Raw genomic sequence first — 17,264 nt, 5'->3', positions numbered from 1 at the left:
TTTGGTTTTTGAATAGATCGGTTCTGTGCAGTAGCTTTCTTTGATGGCGGCACTGACGTACTATCGAGCAGCGCACTTGGGTGAGTTACTCGAGTAGATCACCTGGCTAATGCGCTTTAGCATCGGTTTTGACTGCTTTGTGGCCTCTATTGTAAAAGGGTGGACGAGTAATTTCAGTTTCGCAGTTTGTTTCTTTTGGAGCGGTGGCGATTGTATTTATCGTTGTTCCTGGTCCAAGTGTTTTATTTACTATCGGAAGAGGCATAGCTTTAGGTTCTAGGGCTGCTGTGGGGACAGTTCTAGGGAACTCGGTAGGAGTGTTTGTCCAGGGCTCTATTGTGGCTTTTGGAGTGGGGGCGATATTGACCCACTCTCCCGCAATAAGAACGATTTTAAGGATAGGCGGCGCTCTTTATCTTGCTTATTTAGGAGTTCGAACTTGGCGTCATCGACACGATAGGGTAAATGTTGAGATAGATGGTACCACCCAAATGCCCATGGCTAAGGTAATTGCAGAGGGTGTTTGGGTTGGTTTTGCCAATCCAAAGACGGCTGTCTTCATGGCCGCTATCTTGCCTCAGTTCGCAAATTCACGTTATGGGAATCTCAGCTGGCAGATGCTAGCTTATAATCTTGAGTTTGGGATCATGGGCTTCATCTCCGATAGCGTATATGGTATTTTAGCAGGTACCTTTAGAGGCTGGCTCTCGGGTTCTAGCCGTCGACTGGCTAACCTAAGTGGCGCCGGGGGTCTTTTGATTGTTGTGATGGGAGTCAGTCTCTTAATCTTTGGCGGATAAGACTAACGATCAAGGGGTTGGTGTTGATGAACAAGATTTACCGTTTTGCGATGGCTGGTGAAATCTGTTCGTAATAGTAGGGATATAAGGTTTTAAATCGTGGCTAAATATGTGATGAGAATATGGTTGGATGATCGACCCGGCGCCTTAGGTGCAGTTGCATCACGAATTGGCTCGGTAAAGGGCGATCTTGTCGGAATAGAGATTTTAGAACGAGGAGGTGGCAAGGCTATCGATGAAATTATCGTCGAGATCTCGAACCCTGACCTTTTGGATTTGGTGATTAGGGAGATACATGAGGTCGATGGCGTAGATGTGGAAGACGTTAGACCGTGGCCACACGACGAGCATGATATCCGCCTAGCGCCACTGGAGATAGCTACGAGGTTGATAGACGAGCAGGAGGTTGATTCCCTGCTTATGTCTTTGACTAAGAATGTCCTAGAGGTTTTTGAACTTACTTGGTGCGGCGTTGTAGATATTGAAAAAGAGATAGTGACAGGTCTCAATGGTCAGGCACCGCCTTTGACTTGGATATGCGCATACGCGCTAGGCGGAAGTGCGCGTGGAACTCTGGATATCTCTAGTTCAGGTTCTGAGGAGATCATGCTATATGGTCTGGACTATGACGGTTTGAAGTTTGTTGTCGCGCGCGAAGGGCGACCATTTAGAGCTCTAGAGAGATCTCAGATTTGGATGATTGCTCGAATATGTGGTCAGCATGCCAAGCTTCTAAGACTCGTATCGCTCTGACTTTAGGTTTAGGTAGTTTTTGCTATCCAGATTTAGGGTGTGCTACTTCTTGCTATCCGTTTTTGACATGTAGTCACTTTTTTTGCGGCCAATGCTTTAAATTCTTTACCGATTGCCCTTGGGCTTTGCTAATAAATAGAGACAACGAGCCGCCATGGCTCATGCCATATATGCAAATCGAATGATTTTCCAACTAGATAGGATTTCAAAAGGTACTTTCGCCCGGCAATCAATTAATGAACCAAGTGCTAACTCGGGTTCTATAACCGCCTAAATTGTGTTGTGCATCTTGCTTGGTGGGTTGTTGATCAACTCTAACCTAAAGGCAGTCTCAGGTCGTGTGAAGATACCTTGTACAATTAGATCTCGTCTAAAGTCAAGATACTCTTCAAGAATCTTAATCGCTGAAGGCGATATTTCCTCGTTGAGCTTCGCGGCGGGTTTTTGTATCTTTATGAGTCTTTGCGAGGTGGCCAAAGTCTATATGCTAGAGGATCTTTGCTATATATTTATTCCAGTTTTCCCTTCTAGCCTTAGCGCTGTAGGCGCTTGGGCTAGGGTTAAAGGTAGAAGTTGACCTTGTTATCTCGGCTACCTGAGGCAGGTCAATCACTTCTTGTGAGATACCCGCCAAAAGCGCTGCTCCAAAGGCAGTTGCCTCTGAGGCTTTGGCTCGTACAGTAGGAATTCGTGTCTGGTCAGCTTGGAGTTGGCATACGAAATTACTTGTGCTCAAGCCTCCATCGGTACTTAGGGTCTCCACCTTTGATCCAGAGGCCCTCTCCATCGCCTCGATTACCTCTTGGGTGCGCATTACGACGCCTTCGATGCTAGCTCGGATGATATGGGCTGGGGTAGTAGCAGTCGAGATTCCAAAGATTGCGCCCCGAGCGTCGGTCCGCCAATATGGAGCGCCAAGCCCTTGAAAGGCTGGTATCACAACCACACCGTCACTGCTTTGCACAGAGGAAGCCATTGTGTCGATCTCAGAGTAGTTCGAGATAAGTCCCAGACTGTCTCGGAGCCAACGCATAACGACACCCGAAGTAAATATAGACCCTTCTAGACAGTAGGTTGGTGATTGATCGCCAATCTTCCAGGCTATCGATTCAAGAACCTCTGTCTTGGGTGAGATACGCTTTTGTCCCACGTTTGCAACTGCGAAGGTTCCAGTTCCGTGCGTTACCTTTGTCGACATCGGCGTGATCATGCCTTGACCAAAGAGAGACGATTGTTGATCACCGATTATCGAACCAATGGTGACTCCGGAAAACGGCATACCAGGGGCGATCGCAAGGGCTATCTCAGCGGTATTTACAAGGTTTGGCAAGTGTTTGAAGTCAATGCCAAAGATTTCTGTTAGTTCTTCGTCGAAGGCCAGCGAATCTAGATTATAAAGGAGTGTTCGCGAGGCATTCGAAGGATCAGTAACCGGTTCGATTGCTGGATTTGCCCCCATCAGATGCCAGGCAATAAAGGCGTCAACGGTTACTAGCTTTGGCCTTCTGGCACTTGCAAGATAACCGTTCTTCGTCAGCCAAGTCATTTTTGTTGCAGAGAAGTAGGGGTTGAGCTCAAGGCCGGTCTTTTGCCGTATGAGGGGTGACAGACCTTGATCGATTAAGTCACTGCAGAGATCTAAACCTCTACCATCTTGCCAGGAGATCGCGTTGTAGCAAGCCTTGCCGCTCTCAGAGTCGAAGGCTATTACAGTCTCTCTCTGATTGGTGATGCCGATGGAAATTGCTCGTGCTGGCATTTTTTTGAGCTCGTTCTCGAGCAGTCTGAGAACTTCAAGGGCCGCACTGAGGATTTCAGCTGGATCTTGTTCTACATACCTGGGCTCTGGGAAAGAGAGGCCGATCTCTTTCGCAAAGGCCGCTTGCGCTTGTCCCTGGAGATCATAAGCGATTGAACGTACCGAAGATGTTCCAATATCTAAAGCAACTAAAAGATCCATGGAATAAACGATAGCCTAATGAAGTGCCTGCGATGTAGGTTTTTTAACTATGAACCTACTGACGGCGAGTAATCGTAACTGTCACAAATGGGGTAGAGGACTGACCTCCAAAGTAGATGCCCTTAAACGGAGGAACGTCGCTGTAATCGCGTCCTTTGGCCACAGCAACGTACCGTTGATCTGTGCGTTCGACTGCGTTGGAGGTATCAATTCCGATCCATCTTCCGAGCCAAACTTCGACCCATGCATGACTTTCGCCGATGGATGATTCGCCTACGATTGGGTCTCGACCGGGAAAAAGATAGCCCGAGACGTAGCGGGCTGGAATTCCACTGGCCCTAAGGGCCGCAGTTGTGGCATGACTAAAGTCTTGACATACTCCGAGCCCAACAGCTAGTGCATCGGCAGCGCTTGATTGGACCGAGGTAATGCCGCTTTGGTAGGAAAGATGCTCAGTGATCCATTCGATTGCTCTATTTAGGCCGTCTATGGGTGTCGATTGGCCTCTTACTAAATCACGAATCTCGCTCGCTTGGTCGGCACTCACGGTGGTGTAGGGGGTCACCATTAAATGTTCGGCAAAGTCATCTTGAATTGCTTCAGATCCAATGAAGTCCCAGGAGACTTCAGATGAAGGGCCACTGTAATTCCGTACCTCCACATGGGACTCGGCGGTGATCTCAAGGTGATCATGCACTCGGTGGAAGTCAAAGGCTGTGACCGCTGTCCCAAAGTAGTCGCGGTAGGTGTAAAGAGTCGCTCGAGGTGAGACATTTACCAAAGAAGAAAGGAGGAGTTGATTGCCACCAGATCGTGGAATCATTCTTACTTCGTTATAGCTAGAGTAAACGGGCTCTTGGTATTGATACCTTGTTTTGTGGGTTATTTCAAGACGCCAGGTCAAATCCAAACCTCCGATCGCTGGGGAATCGCTTTTGACAGATCTCGAAGGGGGGAAAAGAATGTTGAATTGAATAGGTTGAAGAGATCGCTTTGAGTCTCGGTGATTTCATCGATTCTCTCCAAGAGGCTACTACCGGTCATCTCGCCAACACGAGGATATGACAGACGGGCAATGAGCCTTGCGAGCGAAGGAGGTATAATGTCGCTTGCATTTAGATCCCTGATATTGCGAGATAGAGATAGAAGCGCGCTCTCGAGCTGAAGGTTTAGATAGAGAACCGACTTGGGGAAAAGAGTCTCTCGGAGTAAAAAGGTTATTGCCAGTTCTTTCTCCACAGGGCGTTGAACCGCTCGTATGTAGGCCTCGTGACCTCCGATGCACCGTAATACAACTACCCAGTCCTCTTCATTTGGATCTAGAAGTTTTACTCTCAGTAGGCGTGTCGTCAGATCAATCTGTTCGATGGCCCTTCCCATATGCAGAAATAGCCAGGCTTGATCACGATTCATGGTAGTGTCCCCTAGGCCTCGGGCTGCCGCTGATCGATCTTTGATCCAGGCATAATAGGCGTGAGGCGAATGGCCGAGATCGGTAATGAATGTACGTAATAGGCGTGAGTAAGTTACGTTTATTGACTCCCAAAGTTCCAGGGATATGGCATCTCGAGCGCTTTTCGCATTTTCCCATGCCTTTTCCATGCAGCATATTATGGAACTTGGATGGTCTCGATCTATTGAGAGTCTCATTGCTAGTGCTTCGAATGGTTCGTCGATTTGTTCCATGGCGACCATCGCTTGAATCTCGTTGGTCCACCGTTTTTGCTGAGTTGTGGTAGTTCCGATTAGATCGTGTAGATGGACATCCAAAAGGCGTGCCGTTGCCTCTGATCGCTCTAGATAGCGTCCCATCCAAAAGAGCGACTCGGCGGTCCGTGCTAATACAATGTTGAAGCGATTTTTCACTGTAATTGTGCCTTTGACTGGCCCGAATTGGGAATTGATGAAAGGATGTCAATATCGGCTAAAGCTAGGGCGGATGTAGCTTGGGATTCAATATGAATGCGATCTCTATTGTGTCTATCTCGAAGCACCCAGGTGTCCTTGGACCCACCACCTTGTGAGGAATTTACCACCATGGATCCCTCTGGCAGTGCGACACGCGTAAGTCCTCCTGGTACTACCCAACGACCATCTGGACCAGAGACAATGAATGGTCGAAGGTCCACATGTCTTGGGGCAAGGCCGGAACCGACGATCGTAGGTATCGTGGAGAAGTTGACGACGCGTTGAGCTATCCATCCCCGAGGATTTTTTGTCATTGCCTCGGCTACTTCACTAAGTTCGCGGTCGCTTGCAGATGGGCCGATCACTATTCCTTTTCCTCCACTCGCGTCCACCGGTTTTATGACCAGCTTGTCGAGGTTTTCAAGGGAATATTTCATTGCGTCTGGATCTTCCAGGCGATAGGTATCAATATTGGATAGGATGGGCTTTTCATGTAGGTAGTAGTCGATTATGTCAGGTACATATGTGTAAAGCAACTTATCGTCACCCACTCCATTGCCGATCGAATTGGCTACAACTACGTTATATGCACGTGCACTATTCAAAAGGCCAGGAACCCCCAGAAGCGAATCTGGGCGATATTGGGTAGGGTCAATATATTCATCATCGATTCGACGATAGATTACGTCTACCTTTAGGTCACCTTCTGTGGTTCTGACGAAGACCTCATTGCCTCGACAGAATAGATCTCTGCCTTCAACTAGAGGAACACCCATTTGGCGCGCCAGAAATGAGTGTTCAAAATATGCAGAGTTGTAAACGCCAGGTGTCAATACGACTACTAAAGGGTCAGTTACCCCAGCTGGGGCCTGATCGAGTAGTGCTGATAGGAGTTTTGAAGGATAGTCGCCAACCGGTTCAATCTCGTAGCTTTCGAATAGTTCTGGCAAGATTCGGGCCATTGCTCTCCTGTTTTCAAGGACGTAGGAGATCCCCGAAGGCGTCCTAATGTTATCTTCGAGAACTACTAATTTTCCAGTTTCATCTCTAATCAAGTCAAGGCCAGCAACTGTTATTCGAACTTGATTGTGCCCGGAGATTCCTGCAGCTTTGCGCGAATACTGGGATGATCCGACTATTAAACGGCGAGGGATAACTCTGTCCCTTAGTATCTCTTTTGCGCCGTAGATATCGTCTAGGAATGCTTCGATCGCCTTAACCCGTTGCGTTAGTCCTAATTCAACGCTGCGCCATTCGGTGGAGGTGACAATTCTTGGAATTGGATCCAGTGGGAATGTTCGCTCCTGGCCACCGAGTGAGAAGGTTATGCCTCTGGCTTTGAAGCTTTCTTCACACTCCAAGGTGCGCCTTTTGAGCTTATCTATGCCCATGGATTCGATTGCTCGTGTCAATAGACCCCAGTTGTCAATGCCGTCTTTTGAATCGTTTTTCATCTCGTCAAAGATGCCGATACGCGGTGAATAATTCTGAAGTGGACTTTCCATTATAGCTATTTAAAGATAGCCGATTTTTTAGGCGTTTTCAGGGAGAATTGTTTCTGTTTTATAACGAGTAGAGGTCTTTCGACTATATGGTTCCCCCTGTCCAAGGAAGTTGGCGAAATTCTCCCTCGATGTTCTTGGAATCAAAGCGAACTAATCAGCTGTTGATTTATCACTTCAGTGGAATCGGGCGCTAAAAACAGTGGAATTTCTATCGCGCTCAGACGAGGCGACGCCTGCGGTTCATGTTCATCGAATGAGCTAACCAATGGCCTTAAGCCACCTTTTGAGTTGTCAATGTTGATCTCTTAAAGTGGCTCTTTTTGGGCATAGCAGGCCAAGTGGTCGCGCCATTTGTCTTGAATTTTGAGCGAAGTCGAGATAGGCCGAGATGGACAGTAAGAGCCAAGGATTGAGAATAAGGTACATAGCTGATAAAAAAGACTGTGGCCGAAGTATCCTTGGCTCCATTGACTCTAGATACAAGTCAAGGCCATCCTGAAAGAGATGACATTCTAGCTATTTTTTTTATTTGCAAAATCTTCAAAGACCTCTTTGAGACCGTGTCTGATATCCACTTTAGGGGCATACCCGAGTGCCTTTGCCTTTGAGATGTCTACCTTGACACCGCGCATCTCTCCGGTTCGAGCCGGGCCGAAGTTCGCTGGTACCTCTATACCTGTTACCTCTTGGGTGAAATCTATTATCTCTTTTACGCTAAAACTTTCACCTGAGCCAATTGAGACGGGGCCAACCCAATTGCGGGTAATTGCTAGCTCGAAGGCGTCGGTCACGTCACTTAGGTATACGTAATCTCGCCACTGCAAGCCATCGCCGTAGATTTCCAATGGTGGACCTCCCAAAAGGGAGCGCATGATACGGGGAACGATCGAATCTTTCTTGAACATGTCGGTTCCATAGACGTTGGTGAGGCGAAGTGGAGCGACAGTCATTCCGTATGAGTCTTGATATGAGGCGCTTAGCATTTCGTTGGCCGCCTTAGTGGCTCCGTATGGCGTGAGAGGATAAAGGACGTTTTTCTCACTGAGAAGTTCATTGGAGGCCACTGTGGAGGAATCGCTCAGCGACGGAATGGCGCCGTTGCTCTCTTGGACTTGAGTTGGGGGTTTTGAACTTCCTACTACGGCATTGGTAGATGCAAAGGCAAAGGTCGTGATTCCTCCAAGGCGAGCGGCCTCGAGTAGATTTTGAGTACCGATTACATTTGTGGAGAAGAAGCCCATAGGGTCTTTTTTCGACTCAAGTACGGATGTCTTGGCAGCGAAGTGCGCTATCGCATCGACACCTTTAGTGACTATTTTTGAAACGCTATCGAAGTCTTGAATGTCGCAATTGACACTTTGAATTCCTGGCAAATCTCGATCGTTGCGATCCAGATTTATTACGTCGTAGCCCAGATCTCGAAAGCGAAGTGCAATTCGGGATCCTATGAAGCCACTGGCGCCTGTTACTATAATTCGTTTAGTCAATTGGTTTCCCTTTGTCTGTCTGACAATTCCTAGTCTTACCGGTCGATGCTACCCGTTTGTTTTTCGGTTATTAGATCGAATCTTTAGCGCCCTTTGGTTATAGCAACGTTAAATCTTTCCTAGCGAGGCTATCTCGTTTGAGCAAATGCGGCACTTACCATTAGGATAATCGTTGTGATTAGGCGGATAGTGACGCTCTTGGCATGGATCAAGACTGAAGAAGGTAAAAAGGCTTTTCGTTATAGTCTCACCTCGGTAATTTCGGCAGTTATTTCACAGCTTGCATTTCTTGCCCTTTATGGACTATCGATCCTTGGTGCTAAGTATTCGTCCATTAGCGCCACCCTAATCGGCGCTGTTCCTTCTTATTTTTTAAATCGTTATTGGGCGTTTGAGAAAAAAGAGAGAAATCACTTCTTTTCTGAGGTGGTTCCATACTTTATAATGGCGGTTTTGGGTCTTGTCGCTTCCACCTGGTCGTCAGACTTTGCAGACTCTCATCGTAGCATTGTGGGAAATAGTCGTTTGGCTCAGATAATTTGGGTAGATGGAGCTTATTTTGGTGCCTTTGCTGTACTTTGGGTGGCTAAATACTTTTTCTTGAGGAAGTTTCTCTTTGGACGCGACCAAAAAAAGAGCCAACCCGTGGTCGACACCTCTAACTAGTAGTCTTAAATTTGAGTGTGGCTTTAGTCTTTGAAGTCTTGGTAGATCTTCGAAGGCAGTGCCAGGCGATCTGTTATCTTGTGTGGTTCTCTAACAACGATCTCGCTGTATCCCCACAGCCATTATCTGGGGACAATTTGCGTTGTCATGATTTGGCCTTAGGGTTATGTTGTCGTCATTAGCTGGACTATCAATTTCGGCTTTCCACTCACTCGGCTTAGGCGACTCTATTCAAGGGTCTTTCTTGCTGTGCCATGGGAATCGTCGATCTTGATTTGATGTTCAAAGGCGGTCATGTGATCTGTATCAGCTTGCCGGTTGCGCTCCGAATAGGGATTGCGCCAGCCAAAGCTATCTCTACGTTGGTTGTCCGTATGGACTGATCTACACGCTGGAATTAGGAGACACTTGGCTGGTGTGGAGTGGTTGTGGGTCTCTATATCGTAGGTCCCAATTCGAGATTGTACCGAAGGTTCTTTATCGCCGCCTCTGTCCAATGAGGCCTGCAGATGAGAATCCTTCTTTGGTTTGGCTCTATGACGCAGGCGGGAGAGAACTTCGGTGAGGATGGAACCCAGCGGATTGCTTGAAAGTTTGGCAACCCTGCTAGTTGCCCAGTCCGATTCACCTCTAAAAGGAGGCTTTTTTCGGGGCTTTACCAATATCGTCTACAGCAGATCGTCTTTAGCTGTGCCTTTGTGCGTCTAAGTCCATCCTGGTGCATCGTTGTGTCGTTAGCACTTCGTCTCTAGTGTGCGTCGAGAAATATTTCCACCTATATTTTTAGACATGATATTTCTTTGATATTACTGCAATGTCGGCTCGAGCCTCTTTTATTGCCGTGGGTCTAGGAAAGTATTTTCTGGATCGTATGCCTGAATCGCCCAGGGTTTTGGTGGTTATTTTTGTCTTTTGATCGATTTGTTCTTAGTTCGTTTTGATTCACCGCTATCGCTATCCTTAGAAAGTAGCAACAGGACTACTATTAGGATTAGCCCAAGGCCGGAAGTGGCCAAGGCTAGAGATAAATGGGGCTGTTTGTAGGATGCGTGGATATTGCTTACTCCTGCAGGAATGCTAAAACATATAAATACCCCACATTCTTGGGCAGGCATAGCTTGTGACCCACTCGAACCGCTAGCTGCTTGGTTTGCTATCATCCATCCCTTGGCCCAGGTTTGAGATATTGTAACGACAGTTGGTTTGCTAGCAGAGAACTTGTACGTCATAGAACCATCAAGCTTTATAGATGAAGCGATCAGGCGAGGCATATTCGACGCATTGACAATAGGTGGTGCGGCAAATTCACTTGGATTGGATGGATTTGCAACCGCAGGCATCGTTACTAGAGGAGCGGTGTTTCTTTGGTAGATTTCTAGGCTTCCCAACGTGGTAACTAAATGGTAATGTTGTGGAGTCAGATATTGCGTCAGGGGTGAATTTAGCGTTATATAGCCATTTGCCACTGGAAACGAGATCCCAGCTTCGATGCTTTGGCCAAGATTTCCACTCTTTGGTATGGTTTGCGTTGCCAATACTTGATTGAAGGTCGTCGGTTGATTTAAGGTGTAGGTGTATTGAATAATGCCAGTGGTGCCAATGGCCGATTGTGATGTTAAGCGGCCATAGTGGATCTTCTTCGATCCATTTAGCGAGACTCCGATCGACTTTATAGAACGATCGTAGAGCGTGGTTGAGTTTTCTAGCGATCCTGTGGCAGGATTGAAAACTGCGAAATCTATCAAGATTCGATTGGTTTTGATCGTCTGTCCAACAAAGTTAGACTCGTGCACCGTGGTAAGTGGCGAGTTTGTTAGCCCTGGGGTCATCTGTGATGCATTTGGAATTGTTACGGGATTCGGGCTACCTGTATTGAAGTTATTTAGATATAGCGATCCCGTAGCGACAATGGAAAGCGCGATTGCTTTACCCAACGGCGATACCAATAGCGTGGGATCGAAGCTGGCTTGTTGATGAGACGAAGTGACGGCCTCGTAGTTTCCCAAAGATAGAGATGAGTAGCCCTGAATGCTGGAGATCGAATTGTAGACGTTGAGATTGGGCGTTCCGATCTTTAGGAGGTCGCCGTAGTAGTAAAGGTTGGGGTCATAAAGTCCATAGCGACCATAGCTTTTTTTGACGATGTTGGCAAAAGTTTTGGCGTAGGAGTTGGTTGCCATTATGGTACTAGTCGGAGTATGTTCTCCAAGGTAGCTCTGAAAGGCAAATCCAGCACTATCCAAGATGAAAAGCCCTACCAGAAGCCTCCTTTGGATTACCTTTTTTAATCTCGGGCGCTTTGTGGCAAAGATGCCAATAAAGCCAACTAAGAGAAGGATCTCGAAGAGACTTGACAGGAGGATGGCTTTGAGTGGGTAGTGCGTCCTACCGCCACCGTCAACTGCGGCCACGAATGTCTTGGTGAAGGCTAAAAGAAGTCCGTTGGCCATGGCGATGGCGACTACGAGACCGCCGACGATCCAAAATAGTGTTTTATCGATTCGACGTCTCGCAAAAAGATTACTTAGAGCAGGGACGCTGTAGATGGACAGAAGAAAGTCTAATGCGAAGATGTTTCTTGAAGGAAGTCGCTGGCGATTGTAGATTGGCACATAAAGCATGAGACTTTCTAGCGGAGTAAAAGCCGCTAGCGCCAATAGTGTGGAGATCACAGCTGCTATTGTAAGAATCCGAAGGTACCGCCTAGTTTGTTGCTCCTCGCTTCCAAGATCTATTGCAGGAGAAATGGATCCTGTAGGGATGATGATTCTGAGAAGGGTCCAGATAGCTAGCGCTAAAAAGATAATTCCGATGTAGATGGTGATCTCTTCAAAGACATATGGCCCAAAATAATTGGGTAGGACTGATCCTGGTCCGCCAAAGAGGAAGGGTGCGATAAGGGAGATAAATGAGATGGGATAGAAGGGTCCTGCGGCGGCATAGTTGAAAGGGTGGCTGCCTCTTTGGGATGCTGTGATGAAGGAGTAACCCGGTATCAACTGTGCGCTGGAAAGTAGAATCGCCACTAAAGCTGCAATCGCCAAGAAGGTGACCAGGCGTTTGACTCGTATCTTGAAGGAGATGGCCACCATCAATAGGACCAAAGCCACAAAGATGCCCTCATACAGCATCGCTTCTGGTGCTCCGGAAAGAACCACTAGTGCATATGAGGTGCCAAAGATGACACCTTGCCTCAGTGAATTTTTAGCGCTTGGTTCCTCCGAAAGTCGCAATATTGCACTAACCATGAATGGGAGCATGGCTAGGCCGCCAAGCATATCGAGATGGACGCTTTGCGAGGCAAAGTAGCTCAAAATTGGCGCAAAAAAGGCAACTATTCTTGAGGCTTGAGGGTTGAAATGCAGTCGCTCAAAGAGGCGGAGCATCCCGATTGCGAAGGTGCATTCTAAGATAGAGATAAAGATTATGAAGGCTGGGACTGGGGCAAGGACTAGGTAGAGAACTTCGAGAGGAAAGAAGACTCCAGCGTTGAACCCCGCCAGTAGCGGCGTACCCGACCATGCAAAGATATTCCAGGTTGGTAGGTGCCCACTTCGATAGATCTCACCGGCAAGAAATCTAAGCGGGTTATTTTGCGTTAGGTTATCTGATACGATTACTGGATGGCCCAAAAGGGCAGGCAGACCATTTATAGCTAAATATAAGCCAAGAAGAATAAGCCCAAAGCTAAGGACTCGGTATTGGTCTTGGCGAACACGCAGATAACGCAATTATACGTGTTCCGGTTGCGTTCTGGCTGTTTTGGTATGAGCTAGGACGCTGGTGATGAAGTGCTCTCTAAGGGCAGTCTTTAGCACCACTGCGCTATAGGAAAATGCATATCTGAGATTTTTGCCCTTCTTCGTGACGCCGCCGAAACGGGGTTCCATCACAACTGGAACTTCAGCGAGCTTGCCGCCAGAGATCAATGCACTTATCAGAAGTTCCGAGGACTGGTATTGCGGTTGGTTCAACCGTAGCTCCTTGAGCATCTCTACAGACATTGCCCTGATGCCACTTGACGTATCGGTTACCTTTGTCTTTGTTAGAAGACGAATTAACTTCGCAAAGAAGACGACGCCAAAGTCTCTGAATCGATCTCCGACACGCGTTTCGCCGAGACTTCTTGAGCCTTGGGAGATCGTAGCGTTTCCCGTGATGATTGGTTTCATGACGGCTTCAAGGTCTCTTGGGTCCCACTGTCCGTCTGCGTCCACTATGGCTACAACTTCAAAGTCGGCGCTGATGGCTTCTAAGTAACCTGTTCGTAGCGATGCGCCCTGACCCCGGTTTATAGGAGAAGTGATAACATTTAGCCCCAATTGGTTAGCTATGGCTTCTGTCTTGTCGGTAGATCCGTCATTTATGACAACTATCATCGGCCTATGACCATTTATTTCCTCGGGAAGCTTTGAAGCTACATAGGCGAGGGACTCTTCTTCGTTAAAGGCTGGAATAACGATGAGATATGGAGAATGAGTGCCGTTAGGGAGCATCGACGAAAATTGCTGATGCATGATTTGCTCAATTTCATCTCGCTCAACCGCAAGCTTGCCTAGAGTCTTTGGAAATTTCATATACAGATCCGTCCGCCTTCGTAATCTTCCTTTGACCGCCAGATCTTCAGTTTACCTATCTTCAATGGTGTTTCGTATACCGAAAATGAGATGTCAATTGTGAGATATCAGTTACCTTCATCGAAACATTTGAAGCTGAGATATAGTTGTGATTGAATTATTAATGCAATAAATGCCTGCTCTCTAGTATAGGTGACCCCAAGGCGCTCTCTTTCATGATGCAATGTTACAATGATAGGTTCGCCTAGAAAGCTCCGTGGTCTTTTTGCTGTGAAGGCTGGTTCGATGTGAATGTTTGGGCGATCCAATGGCTAAATCTTTAAATTTTTCCCTTACGGCGATCCAATCTTTAAATTAAATTACATCTTTGTCATTATAGCCCTATTGCGTACATGTAGTATTTGATCATTGTGTAATCACAATATGTTGTGTCTAGAGAGTGATTTGAGGATCGAGGCGGCCATCTCTCGAATAGTGTATTGAGGGTCAACTTTTTCACACTAGTTGCTCGAGTCTTTTGATTTATTGTGAAGAGATTTTGGAGCGATTCTAGAGCCGAGGTGCTAATGCGCATCTCGATGATTGAGTTTTTGGACCCGTTATGGCGCTACGGTGGCATGATTCGTCCATTTGGTTTTTCGTATGATGACCCACGGTTAGTTCGACACTTAGATGACGAAATTGGATTGAAAGGATGAGGGATGTCAACAATTCCACAAAGTTTGAAGCTTGGCATAAAGAGACACTTTACTGAGGCCGGGGTTGATCCTTACTCTTATGTGCTTTGGGAGAATCGAGACTCAAAGATCTCGAACTATCGAGACGGTTCGGTTGCCTTCGAGCAGAAAAATGTGGAGGTTCCAGCTTTTTGGTCCATTAATGCCACCAATATTTTGGCCCAAAAGTATTTTAGAGGAACCCTAGGAACCCCAGAGCGAGAGCAGAGTCTGCGCCAAGTCGTAGATCGAATCGTCGATACGATCACTGCTTGGGGTCGCAAGGATGGCTATTTTAGTGATGATGAATCAGCCATGACCTTCAGTGATGAATTGAAGTTTGCGCTTGTAAACCAAATGGTTGCCTTCAATTCGCCTGTATGGTTCAATATTGGCGTTCAAGGGGTGCCTCAGCAAGCTTCAGCCTGCTTTATTTTAGCGGTAGACGACGATATGAATGGAATCCTCAACTGGTACGCCGAAGAGGGCGTTATCTTCAAAGGTGGTTCAGGCGCAGGAATAAATCTCTCTCGAATTCGATCCTCCAAGGAGCATCTCAAAGGCGGCGGAACCGCCTCTGGTCCAGTTTCGTTTATGCGTGGGGCCGATGCTTCTGCTGGAACTATTAAATCCGGCGGTAAGACTCGTCGGGCAGCCAAGATGGTGATCTTGGACGTTGATCATCCCGACATTGAAGAGTTCGTATGGTGTAAGGCTATAGAAGAACACAAGGCGCGGGCCCTAAAGGCTGCTGGTTTTGATATGGATTTGGACGGTAAGGATTCGTTTTCAATTCAATACCAAAATGCAAATAATTCAGTACGTCTTACCGATGACTTTATGGACGCTGTAGTTGAAGATCGAGAGTGGAACCTTAAGGCGGTGACTACTGGTGAGGTCGTAAAGACGATGGCCGCACGCGATCTATTTAGGCAGATCTCCAAGGCTGCTTGGGAGTGTGCCGATCCAGGAGTGCAATACGATACGACTATCAATCGCTGGCATACCGCCCCTAACTATGGCCGTATAAGTGGCTCTAATCCATGCTCGGAATACTTGCACGTGGATAATTCGGCATGCAACTTGGCAAGTTTGAACCTAATGAAGTTTTTGCGCCATGATAACAGTTACGATCTTGAGAGTTTCTTGCACATCGCAACCTTAACCTTCATCGCACAGGATATCCTCGTTGGAAATGCAGATTATCCAACTGATAAGATCGCTGAGAATTCGCGACGTTTTCGACAGCTAGGGATAGGCTATGCAAATCTTGGCGCACTGCTAATGACACTCGGTTTCCCATATGATTCAGATCCAGCAAGGGCTTATGCGGGAGCTATTACTGCGATTCTTACAGGGAACTCCTATTTGACTTCGACCCGCATGGCTAGAACACTCGGATCCTTTGCAGGCTTTGCAGACGATAAAGATGCGATGCTTCGGGTTCTTTCAATGCACCTTGACGCGGTTGAGAAGATCGACTCGTCACATGTTCCTCAACCTTTGATGGATGCCGCTAGGTCAATATGGAAGGAGACAACCGAGCTAGCCCAAGTATATGGAGTTCGAAATGCTCAAGCTTCTGTTCTGGCTCCAACTGGGACCATCGGTCTCTTGATGGATTGCGACACTACTGGAGTTGAACCAGATCTTGGTCTTGTCAAGATGAAGAAGCTAGTTGGCGGTGGAACGATGTCGATCGTTAATCAGGGTGTTAGTCGTGCCCTTCACCAACTTGGATATTCGACCTCGGTTGCAGATGGAATCGTCAAGTACATTAATGAGAATGGAACGATCGTGGGAGCTCCCGGTCTGGACCCTCAAGATCTTCCAGTCTTTGCCTGTTCGATGGGGGATAACACAATTCACTATCTAGGACATGTGAAGATGATGGCGGCAATACAACCATTTATCTCTGGTGCTATCTCTAAGACGGTGAATCTTCCAGAGGATGCAACTTTAGAGGAGATCGAATCCCTTTATATAGATGCTTGGAAGATGGGTGTCAAGGCGGTCGCTATCTATCGTGATAACTGCAAAGTGGCACAGCCGCTATCCACTTCCAAGAAGTCAGATAATGAAACCATCATTGAGGAGATCGATCCGTTGTCAAACGATCGAAGCGCCCTAGAAACTCGAATTGCGCAATTGGAGATTGCAGCATCAAAGGCGCCTGGAGTTCGCCAGCCTGTGCGCGAACGTCTACCACGTCGGCGCCGCTCATCTACCTTTGCTTTTAGAGTTGCTGACTGCGAAGGTTACGTTACGGTCGGTGAATATGACGACGGTAGGCCCGGTGAGGTTTTCATGAAGGTCTCTAAGCAAGGTTCGACACTTGCCGGAATCATGGATGCTTTTTCAATCTCTGTAAGTCTTGGTCTTCAACATGGTGTGCCATTGGCAACCTTTGTTAGAAAATATACGAATATGAGATTCGAGCCAGCCGGAATGACCGATGACCCAGAACTTCGAATTGCCTCTTCTCTGGTGGACTATATCTTTCGACGTTTAGCGATCGACTATCTCTCTTTTGACGAGAGGACGGATCTGGGTATCATGACCTCCGGTGAGAGAATGCAACCTAGCCTTTTCCCCAATGTTGAAGATGTTGACTTTAGCTACGGCGCGACCGGAGGATCATCGTCTGGAGCGGAGCAGATCTCTAAGGAAAAAGATACACCACAGCTGATATCTAGAACTGCGGGCCTTGATGCTCCATATTGTTATCAGTGCGGAAACGCTATGCAGCGAGCTGGATCATGTTATGTCTGCACAAGCTGTGGTACAACGAGCGGATGCTCCTGAGTCGAAAGATGCGGCGGTTTGGTCGTGGGTTTGATCGGTAGCACGATCGAGACTATGACCAATAGCAGTTCATAAGCGGCTATACAG

At 47.3% G+C, this 17,264-nt stretch carries 12 protein-coding genes; 4 read left to right on the top strand and 8 right to left on the bottom strand.

Annotation, left to right across the window (positions count from 1 at the left end; all coding sequences use genetic code 11):
- The first annotated feature begins 203 nt into the window (after positions 1-203).
- On the top strand, positions 204-800 hold the full coding sequence (locus ACIDITHRIX25_RS75275; protein ID WP_052605594.1) for a LysE family translocator: 597 nt from the start codon (positions 204-206) through the stop codon (positions 798-800).
- Positions 801-899: 99 nt separating this feature from the next.
- Positions 900-1,553: an ACT domain-containing protein gene (locus ACIDITHRIX25_RS75270; protein ID WP_052605593.1), complete on the top strand. Its 654-nt coding sequence runs from the start codon at positions 900-902 to the stop codon at positions 1,551-1,553.
- Positions 1,554-2,040: 487 nt separating this feature from the next.
- On the opposite strand, the gene ACIDITHRIX25_RS75265 is transcribed toward ACIDITHRIX25_RS75270, so the two are convergent.
- From ACIDITHRIX25_RS75265 to ACIDITHRIX25_RS75245, 5 genes are all read right to left on the bottom strand, one after another.
- The gene (locus ACIDITHRIX25_RS75265; protein ID WP_052605592.1) at positions 2,041-3,513 is read right to left on the bottom strand and encodes an FGGY-family carbohydrate kinase; all 1,473 of its coding nucleotides are present in this window, start codon (positions 3,511-3,513) and stop codon (positions 2,041-2,043) included.
- A 55-nt stretch (positions 3,514-3,568) separates the two neighbouring features.
- Positions 3,569-4,417, bottom strand: a complete 849-nt coding sequence (locus ACIDITHRIX25_RS75260; RefSeq protein ID WP_160291802.1) for a transglutaminase family protein — start codon at positions 4,415-4,417, stop codon at positions 3,569-3,571.
- Positions 4,414-5,379: an alpha-E domain-containing protein gene (locus tag ACIDITHRIX25_RS75255; RefSeq protein ID WP_052605590.1), complete on the bottom strand. Its 966-nt coding sequence runs from the start codon at positions 5,377-5,379 to the stop codon at positions 4,414-4,416. Before ACIDITHRIX25_RS75255 ends, ACIDITHRIX25_RS75260 begins: the two co-directional genes overlap by 4 nt.
- Positions 5,376-6,926 carry a circularly permuted type 2 ATP-grasp protein gene (locus ACIDITHRIX25_RS75250; RefSeq protein WP_052605589.1) on the bottom strand — a complete coding sequence of 517 codons (1,551 nt, stop codon included), beginning with the start codon at positions 6,924-6,926 and terminating at the stop codon, positions 5,376-5,378. The genes ACIDITHRIX25_RS75255 and ACIDITHRIX25_RS75250 overlap by 4 nt, the downstream gene beginning before the upstream one ends.
- A gap of 512 nt (positions 6,927-7,438) precedes the next feature.
- Entirely contained in the window at positions 7,439-8,413 is a 975-nt protein-coding gene (locus tag ACIDITHRIX25_RS75245) for an NAD-dependent epimerase/dehydratase family protein (RefSeq protein WP_052605588.1), read from the bottom strand.
- A 174-nt stretch (positions 8,414-8,587) separates the two neighbouring features.
- Here ACIDITHRIX25_RS75245 and ACIDITHRIX25_RS75240 point away from each other — a divergent pair, with 174 nt between their 5' ends.
- Entirely contained in the window at positions 8,588-9,079 is a 492-nt protein-coding gene (locus tag ACIDITHRIX25_RS75240) for a GtrA family protein (protein WP_052605587.1), read from the top strand.
- A gap of 227 nt (positions 9,080-9,306) precedes the next feature.
- Here ACIDITHRIX25_RS75240 and ACIDITHRIX25_RS75235 read toward each other — a convergent pair whose 3' ends face one another.
- From ACIDITHRIX25_RS75235 to ACIDITHRIX25_RS75225, 3 genes are all read right to left on the bottom strand, one after another.
- Positions 9,307-9,741 carry a hypothetical protein gene (locus tag ACIDITHRIX25_RS75235; RefSeq protein WP_052605586.1) on the bottom strand — a complete coding sequence of 145 codons (435 nt, stop codon included), beginning with the start codon at positions 9,739-9,741 and terminating at the stop codon, positions 9,307-9,309.
- Between the two features lie 237 nt (positions 9,742-9,978).
- Positions 9,979-12,810, bottom strand: coding sequence for a putative glycosyltransferase family protein (locus ACIDITHRIX25_RS75230; RefSeq protein WP_052605585.1), 2,832 nt, complete (start codon positions 12,808-12,810; stop codon positions 9,979-9,981).
- The gene (locus ACIDITHRIX25_RS75225; RefSeq protein ID WP_201732871.1) at positions 12,811-13,656 is read right to left on the bottom strand and encodes a glycosyltransferase family 2 protein; all 846 of its coding nucleotides are present in this window, start codon (positions 13,654-13,656) and stop codon (positions 12,811-12,813) included.
- A gap of 701 nt (positions 13,657-14,357) precedes the next feature.
- Here ACIDITHRIX25_RS75225 and ACIDITHRIX25_RS75220 point away from each other — a divergent pair.
- The gene (locus ACIDITHRIX25_RS75220) at positions 14,358-17,177 is read left to right on the top strand and encodes a vitamin B12-dependent ribonucleotide reductase (RefSeq protein WP_052605582.1); all 2,820 of its coding nucleotides are present in this window, start codon (positions 14,358-14,360) and stop codon (positions 17,175-17,177) included.
- Positions 17,178-17,264 lie beyond the last annotated feature (87 nt).

This window comes from Acidithrix sp. C25, assembly GCF_904848545.2.
This window is presented reverse-complemented; position numbering and strand designations above follow the sequence as displayed.